Origin of the sequence: Pseudomonas asturiensis, from assembly GCF_900143095.1 — a bacterium.
In the GTDB taxonomy this organism is placed as follows: domain Bacteria; phylum Pseudomonadota; class Gammaproteobacteria; order Pseudomonadales; family Pseudomonadaceae; genus Aquipseudomonas; species Aquipseudomonas asturiensis.
In genome coordinates this window covers 420,410-440,306 of the sequence record NZ_FRDA01000002.1, presented here as the reverse complement: position 1 = coordinate 440,306, position 19,897 = coordinate 420,410, and the positions used below count along the sequence as shown (strand labels likewise).

Sequence of the window (19,897 nt, the reverse complement as noted above, 5' to 3'; positions counted from 1 at the left end):
TATCCATGCAATCCTCTCAGCAATCCTCTGAACTCGATCCTGAAACAACCGCACGGCAGCGCTGGATGGGCGTGCTCGCCCGCGCACATGTAGATGAGCAAAGCGTTGCCCATTTGAATCGTCACGAACCGGTCTTGCGCGACACCGATTATCAGATGATCCGCGCACCGGAAATCGGCATGACGCTGGTGCGTGGGCGCATGGGCGGCACGGGTGCTGCGTTCAATCTGGGCGAAATGAGTGTGACCCGTTGCGTGGTGCGTCTGGCCGACGGTCGTACCGGCTACAGCTACCTGGCCGGACGCGACAAGCGTCACGCCGAACTTGCGGCACTGGCCGACGCCCACCTGCAAGGTGCGCAACAAGCCTGGTGGCTGGCAGAGCTGATTGAGCCTCTGGCCCGCATACAAGCCCTGCGCAAGGCTGACAAGGACGCCGAAACCGCCGCCACCAAAGTTGAATTCTTTACGCTGGTCCGAGGAGAAGACTGATGAACGCTGTCCTTCTGCAACCTGCTTTCACTGATCCTGTACTCGACGCTCAGCGCAGCTTTCGCGCGGCCCTCAAGGCGCTGGCAGGCCCCGGCATTGCCCAGACCTTGAATGCCGCACATCAGCCGCCCGCGTTGTCGGGGCTGGACAGTGCCACCCATGCGTTGTGTCTGGCGTTGCTGGACCTGGATACCCCGGTCTGGCTGGCTCCGGCGTTCGATACGCCCGCCATTCGCGCCAACCTGTCGTTCCACTGCGGCTGCCCGATGGTGAGCGAGCGGCAAAACGCTCGCTTTGCGTTGCTCGATGCGGCAGTGGCGCAGGACCTGGCGGGTTTCGACCTGGGCAACGATCGCTATCCTGACCAGTCCTGCACGCTGTTGATCCAGCTGCCAGCCCTCGATGGCGGGCAACCGTTGAGCTGGAGCGGTCCTGGCATCGAGCAGCAAAACCGCGTGGCCTTGCCGCTGGACAAGCATTTCTGGACCGAACGGTCGTCACGCAACGACTTTCCGCGCGGGCTGGACGTGTTTTTCCTGTCGGGCAGCCAGATGATCGGTTTGCCTCGCAGCACCCGCGTGCAGGAGTGTGCCTGATGTACGTTGCCGTCAAAGGGGGTGAACAGGCCATCGACAACGCTCACCGCTTGCTGGCTCGCAGGCGTCGTGGCGACACAGGCATTGCCGAACTTGACGTCGAGCAGATCCGCCAGCAACTGCCACTGGCTGTCGCCCGGGTCATGACCGAAGGCTCGCTGTACGACGAGCAACTGGCCGCGCTGGCCATCAAGCAGTCGGCAGGTGATCTGGTCGAAGCGATTTTCCTGCTGCGTGCCTACCGCACGACCCTCACGCGTTTCTGCGCCAGCCTGCCCATCGACACCTCGGACATGCAACTCAATCGTCGCTTGTCCGCGACCTTCAAGGACGTGCCGGGCGGGCAATTGCTCGGGCCGACCTTCGACTACACCCACCGTTTGCTGGATTTCACGCTGCTGGCCGAGGGCGAGCATCCGGGCCCAAGCGTGACGCCCGACGCGACGTTGCAACCCTGCCCACGCGTGCTCGGTCTGCTGGCGAAAGAAGGCTTGATGAAACCTGAAGTCGATAACGACGAGCCAATCGCCGACATCACCCGGGAGCCGCTGGCGTTCCCGTCCAGTCGTGCCGAACGCCTGCAGGCGCTGGCCCGTGGCGACGAAGGGTTTTTGCTGGCACTGGGGTATTCGACCCAGCGCGGTTATGGCCGTAACCATCCGTTCGCAGGCGAAATTCGTATCGGTGAGGTGCAGGTGTGGGTCGAGCCCGAGGAGCTGGGCTTTCCCATTCTCATCGGTGACATCGAGATCACCGAGTGCGAAATGATCAACCAGTTTGTCGGTTCGGCCACTGAGCCGCCGCAGTTCACGCGTGGCTATGGTCTGGCCTTCGGCAATGCCGAGCGCAAGGCGATGGGCATGGCGCTGGTGGATCGCTCGTTGCGTGCCAACGAGTACAACGAAGAGATCCGCTCGGCCGCCCAGCAGGAAGAATTCGTGCTGGCCCATTGCGACAACGTCGAGGCGGCCGGTTTCGTTTCGCACCTCAAGCTGCCGCATTACGTGGACTTTCAGTCCGAACTGGAACTGATCCGCACACTGCGCAAACCCACAGCGACCGGGGAGAACGAGCAATGAGCACCCTCAACCCGCCCGTCGCGCGGGACACCGCGTACAACTTCGCCTACCTGGATGAACAGACCAAGCGCATGATCCGTCGCGGGCTGCTGAAGGCCGTGGCGATTCCCGGCTATCAAGTGCCGTTCGGTGGCCGCGAGATGCCGCTGCCCTATGGCTGGGGCACCGGCGGCATGCAACTGACCGCCGCGATCCTGGGAGACGATGACGTGCTCAAGGTCATTGATCAGGGCGCAGACGACACCACCAACGCGGTCTCGATCCGACGGTTTTTCGCCCGTACGGCGGGTATCGCGACGACCGAACGCACGCCTGAGGCCACGGTGATCCAGACCCGTCACCGGATCCCGGAAACCCCGCTGCATGCCGATCAGATTCTGGTCTATCAGGTGCCGATTCCCGAGCCGTTGCGCTTCATCGAGCCGTCCGAGACCGAAACCCGGACCATGCACGCGCTGGACGATTACGGGGTGATGCACGTCAAGCTCTACGAAGACATCGCCACCTTCGGCCACATCGCCACCAGTTACGCCTATCCGGTAATGGTCGATGACCGCTACGTGATGGACCCGTCGCCGATTCCCAAATTCGACAACCCCAAGCTGGACATGAGCCCGGCGCTGATGCTGTTCGGCGCGGGCCGTGAAAAGCGCCTTTATGCAGTGCCGCCTTACACCCGCGTCGTGAGCCTGGATTTCGAGGATCACCCGTTCCAGGTGCAGCGCTGGGAGCAGTGCTGTGCGATCTGCGGCAGCCACGATTCCTTTCTCGACGAACTGATTCTCGACGACGCGGGCACCCAGAGCTTTGTTTGTTCTGACACCGATTATTGCGCCCAGCGGGCCAGCCAGCAGGAGAACGCCCGATGATCAGTGCCCTGTCGGTCAATCCGGTTAACACGCCACGACCCCAACTGGACGAAGCGTTGCTCAAGGTGCGCGGCGTGACCCGGCTGTACGGCCCGGAAAAGGGTTGCCAGCGCGTCAGCTTCGACCTGTACCCCGGTGAAGTGCTGGGCATTGTCGGCGAGTCCGGCTCTGGCAAGTCCACGTTGCTGTCTGTGCTCAGCGGGCGCTCGGCGCCGGAGAGTGGCAGCATCGACTATCGCAGTCAGGACGGCAGCTGGTTCGACCTGTACAGCGCCAGCGAGGCGCAGCGGCGCACCTTGCTGCGCACCGAATGGGGCTTTGTCGAGCAGAACCCGCGCGATGGCCTGCGGATGGGCGTCTCGGCGGGCGCGAACATTGGCGAGCGATTGATGGCCCAGGGCGTGCGTAACTATCAGCAGTTGCGTAATGCCGCGCTGGACTGGCTCGGTCAGGTCGAAATCGATCCACTGCGTATCGATGATCTGCCGCGTACCTTTTCGGGCGGCATGCAGCAACGCCTGCAGATCGCCCGCAATCTGGTCTCCGGCCCTCGGCTGGTGTTCATGGATGAACCGACAGGCGGGCTGGATGTGTCGGTGCAGGCGCGGCTGCTGGACCTGCTACGCGGTCTGGTGCGCGAGCTGGATCTGGCGGTGGTCATCGTCACCCACGACCTGGCGGTGGCCCGGTTGCTGGCCGACCGGTTGATGGTGATGCGCCGTTCGCACGTGGTGGAGGCGGGACTCACCGACCAGATCCTTGATGACCCGCAGCATCCATATTCACAGTTGCTGGTTTCCTCGGTATTGCAGCCATGATCCGCACAGAGAGATGAGCCTGATGACTACCTTGATCGAGGTCCGTGACCTTTCGAAAACCTTCACACTGCATCAACACAGCGGCGTGGTCCTCAATGTGCTGCGCGGTCTGAATTTCTCGGTGCGCAGCGGGGAGTGCCTGGTGCTGGGCGGGGCGTCCGGCACCGGTAAAAGCACCTTGCTGCGCACGTTGTATGGCAATTACCTGCCCGCCGCGGGCAGCATTCGCGTGCAACATGACGGCGAATGGACCGAACTGGTCGGCGCCACGCCGCGCCAGGTGCTGGAAGTGCGGCGCAGAACGCTGGGTTACGTGAGCCAGTTTTTGCGGGTCATTCCGAGGGTGTCGAGCCTGGACGTGGTGATGGAGCCTGCCCTGGCGCGCGGCTGGCCTCGCGAGCAGGCGAGGGCCAGGGCCGAGCTGCTGCTGACCCGTCTGAACATCGCGTCGCGTTTGTGGCCACTGGCACCGAGCACGTTTTCCGGTGGTGAGCAGCAACGGATCAACATCGCTCGTGCCTTCATGGTGCCGTGGCCGGTGATGTTGCTGGACGAGCCGACAGCTTCGCTGGATGACGCCAACCGCCAGGTAGTGCTGGAGCTGATCGACGAAGCCAAACGCGAAGGTGCCGCGCTGATCGGTATCTTCCACGACCGTGATGCCCGTGAATCGGTTGCCAATCGCCAACTGGACATGACCCCGGTGGACCTCACCGCCAAGGAGTTGCTGCAATGCTGAACGAACAGATTTTCACCAACGCCCGCGTGGTCACTGGCGAGTCGGTGTTCTCCGGTACGGTGGTGGTACGCGACGGTGTGATCGCGGAGGTCGATTCGGGCCGCAGCCTGTTGAGTCAGGCGCAGGACCTGCAGGGCGGCTACCTGCTACCGGGGCTTGTCGAACTGCACACCGATAATCTGGAAAAGCACCTGTCGCCGCGTCCCGGTGTTGACTGGCCTTCAACGTCGGCGGTGATCAGCCACGATGCGCAGATTGTCGCGGCAGGCATCACGACGGTGTTCGACGCACTGTCGATTGGCGACATCAATCCCAAGGGCAAGCGCATGCAGCAGTTGCCCTCGATGCTCGCCGCCATTGCGACGGCCACAGACGCCGGTCTGACCCGTGCCGAGCACCTGCTGCATCTGCGCTGTGAAGTAAGCCACCCGGACACCCTGAGCGTGTTTCGTGACCTGGTGGATCAGCCGCTGGTTAAACTGGTGTCGGTCATGGACCACGCGCCCGGCCAGCGTCAGTTCGCGCTGGAGTCCAAGTACCGAGAGTACTACATGGGCAAATACCACATGAGCAGTCAGGAGATGGACGGCTTCATCGTCGAGCAAGTGGCCAATTCCATCGAGTACGCTGATCGATATCGCCGCGCGATTGTCGAACTGTGTCTGGCACGCGGGTTGTCCATCGCCAGTCACGATGACGCGACCATGGCCCATGTCGAGGAATCGGCGGGTTACGGGATGAACATCGCCGAGTTCCCGACCACGCTGGAAGCGGCGCGTGGCTGTCGGCGTCTGGGCATGAGTGTGTTGATGGGCGCACCGAACATCGTGCGCGGCGGCTCGCACTCCGGTAACGTGGCGGCCGCGTCGCTGGCCAAAGAAGGGCTACTGGATATTCTCTCCAGCGACTACTATCCGGCCAGTCTTCTGCAATCGGCGTTCATGCTGGCCGAACAGGACAACGACTACGGGTTGCCACAGGCGATGAACAGGGTCAGCCGTACACCGGCACTGGCGGCGGGACTGGCGGATCGCGGTGAAATTCGCGTCGGCCTGCGTGCCGATCTGATTCAGGCGCGCAGCCATGGCAATCTGCCGGTTATCGATAAGGTCTGGCGACAAGGCAAGAGGGTATTCTGATGGCAGGCAGGTTGATCTATCTCATCGGGCCGTCCGGTTCAGGCAAGGACAGCCTGATGGACGCAGCGCGTGGCACCTTGGCAGAACGCAATTGCCGAGTGGTGCGGCGGGTCATCACCCGTTCCGCCGAAGCGGTGGGTGAAGCGGCGCAGGCCGTGGACGTCGAGCAGTTCGAGCACATGCGCGAGCACGGCGCATTTGCTTTGAACTGGCAGGCCAACGGTTTGCATTACGGCATTCCGATTGTCATCGATCAGTGGCTGCTGGAAGGTCATGACGTGCTGATCAATGGGTCGCGAGCGCATCTGGAACGTGCGCAGCGTCGGTATCCCAACTTGCTGGCGGTTTTACTCACCGTTGATCTGGACGTGCTGCGCCAGCGTCTGCTGGCCAGGGGCCGCGAAAGCCTGCCGGAAATCGAAGCGCGGCTGGAGCGTAACCAGCAGTTCGCCGGTAGCCTGCTGGCCAGTCATCCGGGTGTGCATGCGCTGGATAACTCCGGCGCGCTGGAACAGACGGTTGCGGCGTTGGTTCGTCATCTGGAGAAACATCCGTCGTGCGCCTGACACTGCTGGGCACTGGCGATGCGCGGCAAGTGCCGGTGTATGGTTGCCAGTGTCCAGCGTGTCTGGCGGCACTGCACGACAGCACGCTGCGTCGCCTGCCTTGCAGTGCGCTGATCGAAGTCGATGATCAGCGTTGGCTGATCGACAGCGGACTGATAGACCTCACCGAACGTTTTCCGCCGCACAGTCTCAGCGGCATTCTACAGACCCACTATCATGCCGATCACGCCCAGGGCTTGTTGCACCTGCGCTGGGGACAGGGTCTGGTGATTCCAGTGCACGGTCCGGTGGACCCGGAAGGGTTGGCGGACCTGTACAAACATCCGGGCATTCTGGATTTCAGTCAGCCGTTTACAGCGTTCGAAACACGTGCGCTGGGTGCGCTGCTAGTCACCGCATTGCCGCTGCAGCATTCCCGGCCGACATTGGGTTACCTGCTTGAGGGTGATGGACGACGGATTGCCTATCTCACCGATACGGTGGGTCTGCCCGAAGCGACTCACGAGTACCTGCAACGCCAGCCGCTGGACGCCCTGATACTCGACTGCTCCATGCCGCCGCAATCCCGGCCTCCGCGTAACCACAACGACCTGACCCTGGCTTTGCACATCATCGAACAACTGAACCCGGCCAAAGCCGTACTCACCCACGTCGGCCACACCCTGGACGCCTGGTTGTCGGAACAGCCTCGTTCATTGCCGGACAACGTGGTGATCGCTCGGGACGGGATGCTGGTTTGACTCGCTTGTAATTGATCTCCTGACACCGCGCAGTCTTGCTGCAAACAACTGACCGTGGGAGGCGGCTTGCCGGCGATAGCGTTAGTTCAGTCACTGATTTTTCGCCTGAAAAGCCGCATCGCCGGCAAGCCGCCTCCCACAGGGATTGTGTTCATTCAGTGGGTAGGTGATGTTGCCCGGGCGTATGGCAAAGCCCTGCGTAAACTGAAGAAACGATAGTTGTCGTGGGAGGCGGCTTGCCGGCGATAGCGTCAATTCAGTCACTGATTTTTCGCCTGAAAAGCCGCATCGCCGGCAAGCCGCCTCCCACAGGGATAGTGTTCATTCAGTGGGCAGGTGATGTTGCCCGAGATGAGTTGGAGGACCTATGGCAACATTCTGCGTAACTATAGAGAGATGCCCGCCTGCTTCTTTAACTATGTTTGCCTGCTCACCGGTTAACGAGAGAGCATGCGAATGGCTGGGCAGGTACGTTCACGAACGTTGCGCGACGGCAGGGTTTCACAACCGGGTCAGATCTATCTGGTGACCGCTACTACGTTGGACAGGCATCCCGTTTTCAATCAGTTCGTACTGGGTCGTCTGCTTGTGCGCGAAATGAGACAAGCCGATGAAGCAGGCCTGGTTCAATCACTTGCCTGGGTCGTGATGCCAGACCATATGCACTGGTTATTCGAGTTGCGCACCCATGCACTGGCAGGGGTCATGCGCAGCGTAAAGTCGAGAGCTGCAATATCGGTCAACAAAGCATCTGGACGCAAAGGGCGGCTCTGGCAGGATGGTTATCACGACCGGGCGGTACGCACAGAGCAGGACGTGATTAACGTCGCTCGCTACGTCATTGCCAACCCTCTGCGAGCAGGGCTGGTGAAAAACGTCAGAAACTATCCGCTATGGGATGCCATCTGGATTTAATGTTGTTTGCGCTGCTACAGGTGTCGAAAAAACCGGCTCTATCACTGAAGAAACGATATTTATCGTGGGAGGCGGCTTGCCGGCGATAGCGTCAGTTCAGGCACTGAGAGGTCGCTGGAAAGAAACACTGCTGACAAGCCGCGTCCTTCACATCGGTGCTCACTGCAATGTCTGCCAAGTCAGTAACACCGCGCGGCGGCCACATGGATCACATTTCGTTCGCTGATCGCCCACAAATTCAACGCCTTGCCGTTCCAAGCCTGCGGACGCATTTTTGTGCGTTCGGAATCTGATTTTGAGCTGAAACAGCCTGCGACAATTTGTCATTATGAACCAGTTAGTACATTCTGCGCGGCTGTAAAAATCTGACAGGTTTGGAACATGACTAGCAAGCAAGGCACAGGGGCGGGCGGCAGGTTTTTGCTGCTCGGGTTGGGGGTGCTTATCGCGCTGATCGGGCTTGGCCTGGCAGGCGGGGGCGGTTATCTGGTGGCGTTGGGCGGGAGCTGGTTTTTCCTGCTCATGGGCCTGGCGATGCTGGTCAGCGGCGTATTGATTGCGAAGCGTCAGCCTGGAGGCGCGCTGATCTATGGCGTGGCGCTGATTCTGACGGCGATCTGGGCCGTCTGGGATGCAGGGCTGCATTACTGGCCGCTGGTTTCGCGGGTACTGACTTTCGCCGTGATCGGACTGGTAGTCGCGCTGATCTACCCGAAACTGGTTCGCGCTTCCGGCGCTCAGGCTGGGCGCGGTGCTTACGGTCTGGCAGGCATTCTGGCCATTGGCGTCGCGGCGACCATCGGCTACATGTTTGTGCCGACGCACGTGGTCAGTGCCAGCAGCGTGCCGAATGTTGTGCCGGTCGCTCCGGGCAGCGAGCAGAAGGACTGGGCGCACTGGGGCAACACCCCGGCTGGCAACCGGTTCGCGGCGCTGGATCAGATCAACAAAGGCAACATCGACAAGCTGCAGGTCGCGTGGACGTTCCACACCGGCGACATCCCGCAAAGCACCGGGGCAGGTGCCGAAGACCAGAACACGCCGTTGCAGATTGGTGACACTGTCTACACCTGCACCGCGTACGGCAAGGTCTTCGCGCTGGATGCCGACACCGGCGAGCAGCGCTGGAAGTTTGACCCCAAGGGCAGTGCGCCCAACTGGCAGCGCTGCCGTGGCCTGGGCTATTTCGCAACGCCGGCAGCCGAGTCAAACGCTCAGCCTGCCGCTTGCAGCAGCCGCATTTTCCTGCCGACCGGCGATGCCCGCCTGATCGCGCTGGATGCCAAAACGGGCGAGGCCTGTAAGGACTTCGGCGACCAGGGTGTGGTCGACCTGAAGACCGACATGGGCGAGGTCAAGGAAGGTTACTACCAGCAAACCTCGACGCCACTGGTGGCTGGCAACGTCGTTGTAGTCGGCGGACGTGTCGCCGACAACTTTTCCACGGGCGAGCCGCCGGGCGTGGTACGCGCCTTCGACGTGCACAGTGGCGAGTTGGTCTGGGCCTGGGATCCGGGCAACCCGACCACCACCAAACGTCCACCCGCAGGCGAGACTTACACGCGCGGTACGCCGAATGTCTGGTCGGCGATGTCCTACGACGCGAAACTGGGCCTGATCTACCTGCCCACAGGCAACGCGACCCCGGATTTCTTCGGCGGCACGCGCACCGAACTGGATGACAAATGGTCGTCCTCCGTTGTCGCCGTGGACGTCAAGACCGGTCAGGTGCGCTGGAATTTCCAGATGACTCACCATGACCTGTGGGACTTCGACATCCCGGCACAGCCGCTGCTTTACGACATCCCGGACGGCAAGGGTGGTACTCAGCCTGCGCTGGCGCAGGTCACCAAACAGGGCGAGATTTTCCTGCTCAACCGCGAAACCGGCGTACCGATTTCCCGTGTCGAAGAGCGTCCGGTGCCACAGGGCAATGTGCCGGGCGAGCGCTATTCGCCGACCCAGCCGTTCTCGGTGGACATGCCGTCGATTGGCAATCAGACCCTGAAAGAGTCGGATATGTGGGGCGCCACGGCATTCGATCAGTTGATGTGCCGCATCGCCTTCAAAGGCATGCGTCATGAAGGCGTCTACACGCCGCCAGGCATGGACCACGCGCTGCAATTTCCTGGCTCGCTGGGCGGTATGAACTGGGGCAGCGTTTCGGTTGACCCGACCAACAGCTACATGTTCGTCAACGACATGCGCCTGGGCCTGGCCAACTACATGATCCCGCGCGACAAGATCGCGGCCGGTGCCAGCGGCATCGAAATGGGTGTCGTGCCGCAGACCGGTACGCCGTTCGGTGCGATGCGTCAGCGCTTTCTGTCGGCAGTGGGTATTCCGTGTCAGGCACCGCCGTTCGGGACGATGTCGGCGATTGACTTGAAGACCAAAAAGCTGGTCTGGCAGGTACCGGTCGGTACGGTCAAGGACACTGGCCCGATGGGTATTCGTATGGGGCTTGCGATCCCGATCGGCATGCCGACCCTGGGCGCTTCGCTGTCCACGCAATCGGGTCTGCTGTTCTTCGCGGGCACTCAGGACTTCTACCTGCGCGCGTTCGACAGCGGCAACGGCAACGAGATCTGGAAAGCCCGTCTGCCAGTGGGTAGCCAGTCTGGCCCGATGACCTACGTGTCACCCAAGACCGGCAGGCAGTACATTCTGCTCACCGCCGGGGGAGCCCGCCAATCGCCTGATCGTGGCGATTATGTGATTGCCTACGCGTTACCCAAGTAACGCATGGCAGGCGTGAGGGGCAGCAACCGCCCCTCACGCTTTGTTCCTTCAGCTAGCCCGTCAGGCTCACCAGCCACACCCACAACGGCAACGTCGCGGCCGACAGGACAGTGGTCAGGCAAATCGCCGAGCTGGTTTTTTGCACGTGGGGCACGCTGCGGGCAAAACCCAGCACATTGACCCCCGCAGGCCCTGCGGCCATCAGCACCAGCACACCTCGCGACAAACCTTCAATGCCCAGCATCATGCACGCCAGCAGAACCAGCAGCGGCATCAGGAACAGCTTGCCGACGGTAATGCCGAGCGCCTGCGGACTGGGTGTGAGTTTGAAACTGGACAGGTTGGAGCCCAGCACGATCAGGGCGCAGGGCAGCGCGGCCTGAGCCAGCCAGGTGGTCAGGTGATCGGCCCATTCAGGCAGAACAAGGCCCGAAAGGTTGACCACGATCCCCAGTAACAGGCCGATGATCAGCGGGTTTGCCAGGCTGGCGAACAGCGAGCGGGTATTGAAAGGCTGATCACCGGCCAGGCTGTCGTACAGGCTCTGGAACGTGAACAGCGTCAGGCTGTGCACGGCGATGACGGTGAACAGCAACACCAGCCCTTGAGTGCCGAACACGCCGACCACCAGCGGAATGCCGATCAGTATGTTGTTGGAGAAACTGGCCGTCAGGCCGAATGGCGTCGAGGTGGCGCCAGAGCGGTGCATTGCCAGATTGACCAGTACAAACACGAGCAAGGCCGGAACGAAATACGCCGCCAGTACCCGCAGGTCCAGGCCGTCGTTCAGGGGAGCCTTGACCATCCCGGTGAACAGCACCATCGGCAAAAACAACTTGAAGGCCAACACGCTCAAGGCCTTGGTGCTTTCGACGGTCAGGGTTTTGCGTTTGCCCAGTACGTAGCCGAGCACGATCAGCAGGAAAACGGGCAGGATGGCTTGCAGAACGGCCACGGGCTCTGGCTCCTTGAGGACATGGCCGCGCAGTATGAACCAGCGCTGCACGTTTACCTATGCGCTAAAGCCGTCTACATGGCCCCGATATCCGGCCGGGATGCGTGCGAGCCTTCGTGGATCGGCGGATGGGTGACGATGTGCGTCAGGTCCACGGCCGAGGCCAACAGGTTTTGCAGATCGGGGCGGGGGCGACACACCCGTGAATCGGCCGACGTGGCCTGCTCCAGCGCATGGGCGCAAGCCATTAGTGTGGCATCACCACGAAACCCGCCAATCAATTGCAGGCCGAATGGCATGCCCTTGTGATCGGTGCCGCATGGCAGCGACAGGGCGGGGTTGGTGGTCAGGGTGATGGTGTAGCAGAGCGCCAGCCAGCGATAGTAGTTGTCCAGTCGCACACCGTTGACGTCCCGCAGGTACAACTCGCTCCATGGGAACGGCGAGACAGGCGTGGTTGGCGCGATGATCAGGTCGTAGCGCTCGAACTGCTTCTGAAAGCTGCGGAACAGGCGACTTTGCTCGGCATGCGCCTTGACGCAATCCTGCAGCGACATGGCCGCGCCCATGTCGAAATTGGCCCGCGTGTTGGGACCGAGCGCATCGGGATCCTGGTCATGGGCGTCCTGCAACCCGGCGACGAAGGCTTCGGCGCGCAGCACGTCGAAGGTGCGATGCGCGCTGCCCAGGTTCAGGTCGATGGGCTCGCACGACTTGAACAAGGATTTAAGAATGCTGATCTTTTCCCTGAACACGGTGCGAATCTGCTCATCCACGGCGCAGGCACCGAAGTCTTCGCTGTAGCCGACACGCAACTGACTGAGGTCGATCGTGCGCGACGTGAAGTCATGGTCTGCCACCGCATAACTCAGCGGATCACAGGACGCCAGACCCGCGCTGGCACGCAGTTGCAGCAGCGTATCGGCGACGTTGCGCCCCATCGGTCCGACCACCGAGAGCGGCGTCCAGCCCAGTTTCTTGCGCTCGCTCGGCACAAGGCCAGGGGACGGGCGCAGGCCGACGATGCCACACAGCGCAGCGGGTATGCGCAACGAACCGCCGGTGTCCGAACCGCTGCACAGCGGCACCATATCCACTGCCAGGGCAGCGGCCGAGCCCCCGGACGAGCCGCCTGCGTTCAGCTCGGGATTGAACGGATTGCCTGTAGCGCCCCACACCACATTGCGGGTATTGGCGCCTGCACCGAGTTCCGGGACGTTGGTCTTGCCGACCATGATCGCCCCGGCACGGCGCAGACGTACCACCAGCAGATTGTCCTGGCCGGGGATATTGTCGCGAAACAGCTGCGAGCCGTAGGTGGTGAGCACGCCTGCGGTTTCTTCCAGATCCTTGATGCCGATGGGCAGACCGTGCAATAAGCCCAGCGGCTGGCCCTGCATGACGGCGTGTTCGGCCTGTACCGCTTCATCCCGCGCCCGCTCGAAGCAGGTCGCGGCGAAGGCGTTGATCTTCGGATTGAGCGATTCGATGCGCTGGATGCTGGCGTTCAGCAACTCGACTGGCGACAACTGCTTGTTGCCGATCAGGGCGCGCAATTCGGTGGCGGATTTTTCCAGCAGGTCGGATGAAGCAGGCATGTGGTTTCCTCAAGTAATGATGATGGGCCCGAGATCACACTGATCGTTCCCACGCTTGCGCTCAGGGTTTTACGCAGCCTTGCAGCAAACATCGGACTGTGGGTTATGCATTTAATCAGGCGCGCTCGTTTTCGCCCCGTTTTGCGCTTCTTCCGGGCTCAGCAACCCCATCATCAATCCGCCAGCCCCACGATGGTCGCCACCAACGCCTGGCCGCGTGGTACGAGGGTATCGAGTTCCAGGTATTCGCGGTCCGTATGCACCTTGCCGCCCACCGGGCCCAGGCCGCACAGGGTCGGGATGCCGAGGCTGGCGGTGAAGCCTGAGTCGGCGCAGCCACCGGTGAATTCGCCGTCCACGCTGAAACCCAGTTCTGCCGCAACATTCTGGTAGATCCGCAACAGCTCGTGGCTGTGCCGAGCTTCCATCGGCAGGAAGGTCGTGGCTTCCAGCAGTCTGGCCGAGGTGCCGGGCAGTTCTTCTGTGTCGACGATGGTCTGAATGGCGGCGAGTATTTCGTCCCATTGGCGTAGCTCGATAAAGCGCACGTCGAGCCTGGCCGTGGCGGTAGGTGCCACGGTGTTGCTGGACGTGCCACCAGAGATCAACCCCACGTTGGTGGTGATGCCCGCGGGGTAATCGGTCAGCGCATGCAACTTGATCACCTTGTGCGCCAGCGCCTCAATGGCACTGGCACCGTCGGCATGGTTGACGCCCGAGTGCGCAGCGCGGCCGCTGACTTCAATGATCAGGGTTGCGCCGCCTTTGCGGGCGCTGACCACATTGCCGCTGGCACGGCCCGGTTCTGGATTGAGCACGGCGCGGGCTGCCTTGGCGTAACGTTCAATGTGGACACGCGCACTGCCTGAACCGATTTCTTCGTCACCGGTGTAAAGAATCTGCACCGGAAACGGCAGAGGACCTGCACGCCTGAGCGCCTTGAGTGCAAAGCAGCTGAGCACCAGACCACCTTTCATGTCGGCAACGCCTGGGCCGTATGCGAGCTTTTCGTCTCGCGTGTAGCCTCGGGTCGTGGTCGTGCCCTTGGGGAATACTGTATCGCGATGCCCCAGCAGCAGGACCGGTTTGCCCGGCCCGCCCGGCAGTTCGGCCAGCAACATATCGCCGAAACCCTCGACCGCGATACGCTCGACGCTGATCCCGTCGGCCTGCAGTTGTGCTGTGAGCAGGTCGCCGACCGCATCGACACCGTCCTTGTCGTAGCTGTTGGAGTCGGTGTCGACCAGTTGCTGCAACAAGGCTTCCATGGCATCGAACTGCCCGGCCAGCCATTGGGTCGCATTGAGTTGCGTCTGATTCATTGGCCTGTTTCCTGTGCCTGATGTTCGCGGGCCAGACGTGCGCCGTCATTGCCCAGGTCCCAGAATAGCCCGGCCATGATCTGCAGGCTTTCTTTCACCACTGGCGCCAGCAGATGTTCGTCGGGTGCGTGCTGCGAGCACGCCGGGTAGGAATGCGGCACCCACACGGTGGGCAGCCCGAGCACTTGGGCAAACACATCATTGGGCAGAGAACCGCCCAGGTTGGGCAACAACGCAGGCTTTTTGCCGGTGGTCCTGCTCAGCGACTCCAGCGCCCAGCCGACCCAGGGGCTGTCGGGTGACAGGCGCGTGGCGTGCATCACGTCCATGCGCGTCTGTTGCACGTCGACCTGAGTGAAACCGTGTGCATCCAGATGCGCCCGAACCGCCGGGACGAAGGTCGTGTAATCGCTGTCGACCACAAAACGTATGTGACACAGCGCGTGGGCCTTGCCGGGGATCGCATGCACGGGCGCGTCCGGATTGCCGGTCTTGAAGGCAAGCACATCCAGCGTGTTCCAGCCGAAGACCTTTTCGCTCAACGACAAACCCGGCTCGCCCCAGTGCGGATCGATGGCCGGATCGCCCGGTCCCCCGCCAACTTCAATATCTGCCAATGCCGTGCGTACCGCGTCGGGAATGGCGGCGGGCATCAGGCCTGCGACTTTGACCCGACCGTGTTCGTCCACGAGGCTGGCGATGGCGTTGGCCAGAATGATGCCCGGGTTGGCCAGCAGTCCGCCCCAGTTGCCCGAGTGATGTGCTCCGTCGCGCAGATACACGCTCAGCTCGAAGTTGAAGACGCCGCGCGAGCCGAGAAACAGCGTTGGCCGCGCCGCTGCCAGGCGCGGTCCGTCGGAGGCGATGAAGATATCGGCGGCCAGCGCTTCGGCGTGCTGCTGACAAAACAGACTCAAGCCCGGCGAGCCGTCTTCTTCGCCCATTTCCAGCAGCAGTTTGACGTTGAAGCCCAGCTTGCCGTCCCGCGCTTTGAGGGTCTGTTCGAGTGCGGTCAGGTTGATCAGGTGCTGGCCCTTGTTGTCCGCTGTGCCTCGGCCATACCAGCGCTCGCCGCGCTCGACCACCTGCCACGGCGAGAGGCCCGGCTGCCATTGTGCGTCGTAGCCGCGCACCACATCGCCGTGCCCGTAGCTGAGCAGGGTGGGCAGTGAAGGGTCTTCGATGCGGGTGGCAATCATCAGCGGCCCGCGCCCGGCAACCGGGTTGTCATGGATGTGGGCGGTGAAGCCCAGCCGCTCGACATGGGGCGTGATGAAATCGGTGAGATAGCGGTACAGCTCGGGCAGGCTTTGCGGTTCCTGGCTCTGGGTCGGGTACGCGACGCTCTCGCCGAGCAGGGCGAAGAAGGCACCGTTGTCGAACTGTTCGGTGACGTTGTCGATGGCGTGCGAGCGGCTAGTCATGAGGGAATCAGCTCCAGGGTTTTCGGGGTTTCACGCAAATGGCAACGTACGGTTCCGCCTTCCATGGTGTCCGCAGCGGGGTAGTGGTCCTTGCAGACCGTCATGCAACTGGGGCAACGCGGATGAAACGCACAGCCGGAAGGGGGTGACATGGGATTGGGAAATGCACCCTGCAGACCCAGTTCAGGAATACCCAGGTGCGGATCGGGCGTGAGCACCGAGTCCAGCAGCGCCTGGGTGTAGGGATGGCCGGGCCGGGCGAACAGCGATTCGCGGCTGCGCTCTTCGACGATCTTGCCCAGGTACATCACGGCCACCCGGTCGGCCAGATGCTCGATCACGGCCAGGTTGTGGCTGATCAGCAAATACGTCAGGCCGAATTCCTGCTTGAGGTCCTGCAGCAGGTTGAGAATCTGCGCCTGAACCGACACGTCCAGCGCCGAGGTGGGTTCGTCACAGATCAACACGTCCGGACGCATCACCAGCGCCCGTGCAATCGCCACGCGCTGGCGCTGCCCGCCGGACAACTGGCTCGGATAACTGTCGATCACCCGCTTGGGCAAGCCAACCACATCCATCATCTCCTCGGTGCGCTTGCGGCGTTCGGTGGGAGTGCCGATGTCGTGCACGATCAGCGGCAGGGTGACGATCTCGCGCAGGGTCTTGCGTGGGTTGAGCGAAGAGTAGGGGTCCTGGAAGATCGGCTGGATGCGCCGCGCCATCTCTTTGCGATCAGTGCCCGCCAGGTGCTTGCCGTTGACCAGTACATCGCCGCTGCTGGGTGCCAGCAAACCCAGGAGCATCTTGGCCAACGTACTTTTTCCGCAGCCGGATTCACCGACCAGCCCCAGGGTTTCGCCCCGCATCAGCCGCAACGACACGCCATCGACGGCTTTCAGCGTGGCCGTCGGTTTGAAAAAGCCTCGGTTGATGGTGAACTCGCGACGGATGTCACACAGCTCCAGGGCGATGTCCTTTTTCACGGGTGTTTTCAATGCCTGATTCATGACCGTGCGCCCTCGCGATGAAACACCGGTTCCGTGCCCGATGTGGCAAACAGGCAGCGGGTCATGTGGTCTTGCCCGTAAATGGCGGGCACGTCGTCGGCGCAGGCGGGGATCGCTTGTGAGCAACGGTTGCGGAACGCACATCCCTGTTGCGCGCCGACGAGGCTGGGCACCAGACCCGGAATCGAACCCAAGGGCTGGCCCGGCTGAGTGCGTCCAGGGATCGGAATGCTGGCCAGCAGCCCGCGTGTGTAGGGATGCTGCGGGTGTTCGAACAGCTCGACGGCCGGAGCGGTTTCGACGATCTGCCCGGCGTACATCACCGCTACTCGGTCGGCGATGCGGGCGACCAGTCCCAGATCGTGGGTAATGAAGATGACCGCCAGCCCCAGTTCTTTCTGGATGTCGCGGATCAGCCGCAGGATCTGCGCCTGGATGGTCACATCCAGCGCCGTGGTCGGTTCATCGGCGATGATCACGTCCGGTTCGCACATCAACGCCATCGCGATGATCACGCGCTGACGCAGACCGCCTGACAGCTGATGTGGATACTGGCGCAGGCGCTCGGTGGCATTGCTGATGCCGACCTTTTCCAGCATCTGCGCGGCCCGCAGCAAAGCGTCCTTGCGCGACACCTTGCGATGACGAATCAGCACTTCGCTGAGCTGGTCGCCAATGCTGTAAGCCGGGTTGAGCGAGGTCATGGGTTCCTGGAAGATCATCGCCAGCCGGTTGCCGCGCAGGTCGCACATCTGGCGTTCGCTCTGGCCCAGCATGTCGATGCCGTCCAGCGTCAGCCGGGTTGCGGTGCGCTTCGCCTTGCGGGGTAGCAGATCCATGAGCGCCAGTGAGGTCAGGGATTTGCCGCAGCCCGATTCACCCACGATGCACAGCATTTCGCCGCGTTCGACCTGAAAATCCAGGCCGCGTACCGCGTGTAGGGTGTCCTGCCCCAAGGGGATATCGACCCGCAGGTTTTCAACATGCAACAGCGCCATGTCCGAATCTCCTCTGTCAGTTGCGCCCGTCGGGCAGGATCAGGTCGCGCAGGCCGTCGCCGACCAGGTTGATGCCCAATACCAGCACCATCAGCGCGATGCCGGGAATGGCGATGACCCATGGGGAAAAGAACATGTAGGGTTTGCCCTCAGCGATCATCAGGCCCCAGGAGGGAATGGGCGGTTGCACGCCGACACCGAGGAACGACAGCGCCGACTCCAGCAGGATGGCGTGGGCCATTTCCAGCGTGGCGACCACGATCAGCGCGCCGACCAGGTTGGGCAGGATTTCACTGGCCAGAATGCGCAGGGTCGAGCAACCCAGCGCCTGTGCGGAGGCTACGTATTCCGCGTCACGAATCTGCTGGACGGCGGCGCGGACCACCACGGCGAAGCGGTCCCACAGCAGGCAGCCGAGCAGAATGATCACGACCTTCAGTGAACCACCGATCAGCGAGGCCGAGGCCAGCGCGATCATCACCACCGGCATCGCCAGGCGCGTGGTGATCAGGTAGCTGATCACAGCGTCGGTCTTGCCGCCGAAATAGCCGGCGAGCAGGCCCATGATGGTGCCGATGACGCCGGAAATCAGCGCGGCCGAGAAGCCGATGAACAGCGAAATGCGTGCGCCATACAGCAGCCGCGACAGGTAATCGCGCCCCAGCTTGTCGGTGCCCAGTACATAGTCCCACGACCCGTTGGCCATCCACACCGGGGGCTTCATGCGCAGCATCACGTCTTGGGCGTAGGGGTCATAAGGCGCGAGCCACGGCGCGAACAGCGCACCCAGCACGATGACCAACAGCAGCACGGCGCCGATGGCAAAGCCGCGATGGCCGAAGCTCAGGCGCAAGGTGCGCAACACGCTTCTGGCCGGGGGCTGGTAATCGTTGATCACCAGCGGGGATGAGGTGGTTGTGCTCATGGAACTTCCTATCTGACGCGGATGCGCGGGTCGAGCAGTGCGTTGAGCACATCGGCCAGCAGGGTGAGGACGATGTAGATCACGGCGATCAGCAGCACCACCGCCTGCACCACCGGGAAGTCGTCACGGGCAATCGCGTCCCAGGCCAGTTGGCCGATGCCTTGCAGCGAGAACACGGTTTCGATGACCACCGAGCCGCCGAGCATGAAGCCGAACTCCACGGCCGCCAGCGCCACCACCGGAATCAGTGCATTGCGCAGCGCATGCTTGAACAGCACGGTGCCGGGACGCAGGCCCTTGGCGCGCGCGGTGCGGATGTAATCGGAATTGAGCACGTCGAGCATCCCGGCGCGGGTCAGGCGCATGATCGCGGGCGTGGCGTAATAGCCCAGCGCGATGGCCGGCATCACGAAATGTGCCCAGGTCGAATTGCCCGACACTGGCAGCCACTTGAGCGTTACCGAGAAGACCACGATCAGCATCAGCGCGAACCAGAAACTCGGCATCGCCTGGCCCAGCACGGCGACGCTCAACGCCAGTCGGTCGATCCAGGTGTCGCGTTTGACCGCTGCCAGCACGCCCAGCGGAATGGCGATCAACAGCGCGATACTCAATGCCATGGCGCCCAGCCCGAGGGTGATCGACAGGCGTGAGGCGATCAGGTTGTAGACCGATTCCTGAAAGAAGAACGAGTCGCCCAGGTCCAGCCGCAGCACATCGCTCAACCACTCGAAGTACTGGGTGACCAGTGGTTTGTTGAGGCCATATTGCACGCGGATCTGTTCGATCTGCTCGCTGGTGGCTTCCGGGCCGCCGATGGCGGTTGCCAGGTCGCCGGACAGGTGCAGCAGGGAAAAGCTGATCACCGAGACGGTAATCGCGACGCACAGGGCAATGCACAGGCGGCGCAGAAGAAATCCAGACATGGCAGGTGACCTTGTATCCATGGGATGGCGTGGTGAGCCTTGCGCAAG

At 62.2% G+C, this 19,897-nt stretch carries 19 protein-coding genes; 11 read left to right on the top strand and 8 right to left on the bottom strand.

What is annotated here, in order from left to right; genetic code table 11:
• Window positions 1–5: 5 nt before the first annotated feature.
• The 11 genes from phnG to BUB69_RS05025 all read left to right on the top strand — a co-directional run bounded on the left by phnG (window position 6) and on the right by BUB69_RS05025 (window position 10,694).
• Complete coding sequence (gene phnG / locus BUB69_RS05075) at window positions 6–491, top strand: phosphonate C-P lyase system protein PhnG (protein WP_073163015.1); 486 nt, start codon at window positions 6–8, stop codon at window positions 489–491.
• A complete protein-coding gene (phnH, locus tag BUB69_RS05070) occupies window positions 491–1,087 on the top strand; it encodes a phosphonate C-P lyase system protein PhnH (protein ID WP_073163013.1) in 597 nt (198 codons plus the stop codon). Before phnG ends, phnH begins: the two co-directional genes overlap by 1 nt.
• Window positions 1,087–2,166, top strand: coding sequence for a carbon-phosphorus lyase complex subunit (locus tag BUB69_RS05065; protein WP_073163011.1), 1,080 nt, complete (start codon window positions 1,087–1,089; stop codon window positions 2,164–2,166). Before phnH ends, BUB69_RS05065 begins: the two co-directional genes overlap by 1 nt.
• The gene (locus BUB69_RS05060) at window positions 2,163–3,035 is read left to right on the top strand and encodes an alpha-D-ribose 1-methylphosphonate 5-phosphate C-P-lyase PhnJ (protein WP_073163008.1); all 873 of its coding nucleotides are present in this window, start codon (window positions 2,163–2,165) and stop codon (window positions 3,033–3,035) included. The genes BUB69_RS05065 and BUB69_RS05060 overlap by 4 nt, the downstream gene beginning before the upstream one ends.
• Window positions 3,032–3,853 carry a phosphonate C-P lyase system protein PhnK gene (gene phnK, locus BUB69_RS05055; RefSeq protein WP_073163006.1) on the top strand — a complete coding sequence of 274 codons (822 nt, stop codon included), beginning with the start codon at window positions 3,032–3,034 and terminating at the stop codon, window positions 3,851–3,853. The genes BUB69_RS05060 and phnK overlap by 4 nt, the downstream gene beginning before the upstream one ends.
• 22 nt (window positions 3,854–3,875) lie before the next feature.
• Complete coding sequence (gene phnL, locus BUB69_RS05050; protein ID WP_073163243.1) at window positions 3,876–4,592, top strand: phosphonate C-P lyase system protein PhnL; 717 nt, start codon at window positions 3,876–3,878, stop codon at window positions 4,590–4,592.
• Window positions 4,586–5,731 (top strand): alpha-D-ribose 1-methylphosphonate 5-triphosphate diphosphatase, encoded by a 1,146-nt coding sequence (locus BUB69_RS05045; protein ID WP_073163003.1) that lies wholly within the window; start codon window positions 4,586–4,588, stop codon window positions 5,729–5,731. The genes phnL and BUB69_RS05045 overlap by 7 nt, the downstream gene beginning before the upstream one ends.
• Window positions 5,731–6,297 carry a phosphonate metabolism protein/1,5-bisphosphokinase (PRPP-forming) PhnN gene (phnN, locus tag BUB69_RS05040; RefSeq protein WP_073163001.1) on the top strand — a complete coding sequence of 189 codons (567 nt, stop codon included), beginning with the start codon at window positions 5,731–5,733 and terminating at the stop codon, window positions 6,295–6,297. The genes BUB69_RS05045 and phnN overlap by 1 nt, the downstream gene beginning before the upstream one ends.
• Window positions 6,288–7,037 (top strand): phosphonate metabolism protein PhnP, encoded by a 750-nt coding sequence (gene phnP, locus BUB69_RS05035; protein WP_073162998.1) that lies wholly within the window; start codon window positions 6,288–6,290, stop codon window positions 7,035–7,037. The genes phnN and phnP overlap by 10 nt, the downstream gene beginning before the upstream one ends.
• A 456-nt stretch (window positions 7,038–7,493) precedes the next feature.
• Window positions 7,494–7,952 carry an REP-associated tyrosine transposase gene (locus BUB69_RS05030; RefSeq protein ID WP_073162996.1) on the top strand — a complete coding sequence of 153 codons (459 nt, stop codon included), beginning with the start codon at window positions 7,494–7,496 and terminating at the stop codon, window positions 7,950–7,952.
• Between the two features lie 381 nt (window positions 7,953–8,333).
• Window positions 8,334–10,694: a glucose/quinate/shikimate family membrane-bound PQQ-dependent dehydrogenase gene (locus BUB69_RS05025; RefSeq protein ID WP_073162993.1), complete on the top strand. Its 2,361-nt coding sequence runs from the start codon at window positions 8,334–8,336 to the stop codon at window positions 10,692–10,694.
• 52 nt (window positions 10,695–10,746) lie between these two features.
• On the opposite strand, the gene BUB69_RS05020 is transcribed toward BUB69_RS05025, so the two are convergent.
• From BUB69_RS05020 to BUB69_RS04985, 8 genes are all read right to left on the bottom strand, one after another.
• Complete coding sequence (locus tag BUB69_RS05020; protein WP_073162991.1) at window positions 10,747–11,649, bottom strand: AEC family transporter; 903 nt, start codon at window positions 11,647–11,649, stop codon at window positions 10,747–10,749.
• 74 nt (window positions 11,650–11,723) lie between these two features.
• A complete protein-coding gene (locus tag BUB69_RS05015) occupies window positions 11,724–13,247 on the bottom strand; it encodes an amidase (RefSeq protein WP_073162989.1) in 1,524 nt (507 codons plus the stop codon).
• 173 nt (window positions 13,248–13,420) lie between these two features.
• Complete coding sequence (locus BUB69_RS05010; RefSeq protein WP_073162987.1) at window positions 13,421–14,569, bottom strand: M20 family metallopeptidase; 1,149 nt, start codon at window positions 14,567–14,569, stop codon at window positions 13,421–13,423.
• Window positions 14,566–15,993 carry a M20 family metallopeptidase gene (locus tag BUB69_RS05005; protein ID WP_073162985.1) on the bottom strand — a complete coding sequence of 476 codons (1,428 nt, stop codon included), beginning with the start codon at window positions 15,991–15,993 and terminating at the stop codon, window positions 14,566–14,568. The genes BUB69_RS05010 and BUB69_RS05005 overlap by 4 nt, the downstream gene beginning before the upstream one ends.
• Window positions 15,990–17,000, bottom strand: coding sequence for an ABC transporter ATP-binding protein (locus BUB69_RS05000; RefSeq protein ID WP_073162983.1), 1,011 nt, complete (start codon window positions 16,998–17,000; stop codon window positions 15,990–15,992). Before BUB69_RS05000 ends, BUB69_RS05005 begins: the two co-directional genes overlap by 4 nt.
• Window positions 16,997–17,998 carry an ABC transporter ATP-binding protein gene (locus tag BUB69_RS04995; protein ID WP_073162981.1) on the bottom strand — a complete coding sequence of 334 codons (1,002 nt, stop codon included), beginning with the start codon at window positions 17,996–17,998 and terminating at the stop codon, window positions 16,997–16,999. The genes BUB69_RS05000 and BUB69_RS04995 overlap by 4 nt, the downstream gene beginning before the upstream one ends.
• A gap of 16 nt (window positions 17,999–18,014) precedes the next feature.
• Window positions 18,015–18,923 carry an ABC transporter permease gene (locus tag BUB69_RS04990; RefSeq protein WP_073162978.1) on the bottom strand — a complete coding sequence of 303 codons (909 nt, stop codon included), beginning with the start codon at window positions 18,921–18,923 and terminating at the stop codon, window positions 18,015–18,017.
• A gap of 8 nt (window positions 18,924–18,931) precedes the next feature.
• The gene (locus BUB69_RS04985; RefSeq protein WP_073162976.1) at window positions 18,932–19,849 is read right to left on the bottom strand and encodes an ABC transporter permease; all 918 of its coding nucleotides are present in this window, start codon (window positions 19,847–19,849) and stop codon (window positions 18,932–18,934) included.
• Window positions 19,850–19,897: the final 48 nt, after the last annotated feature.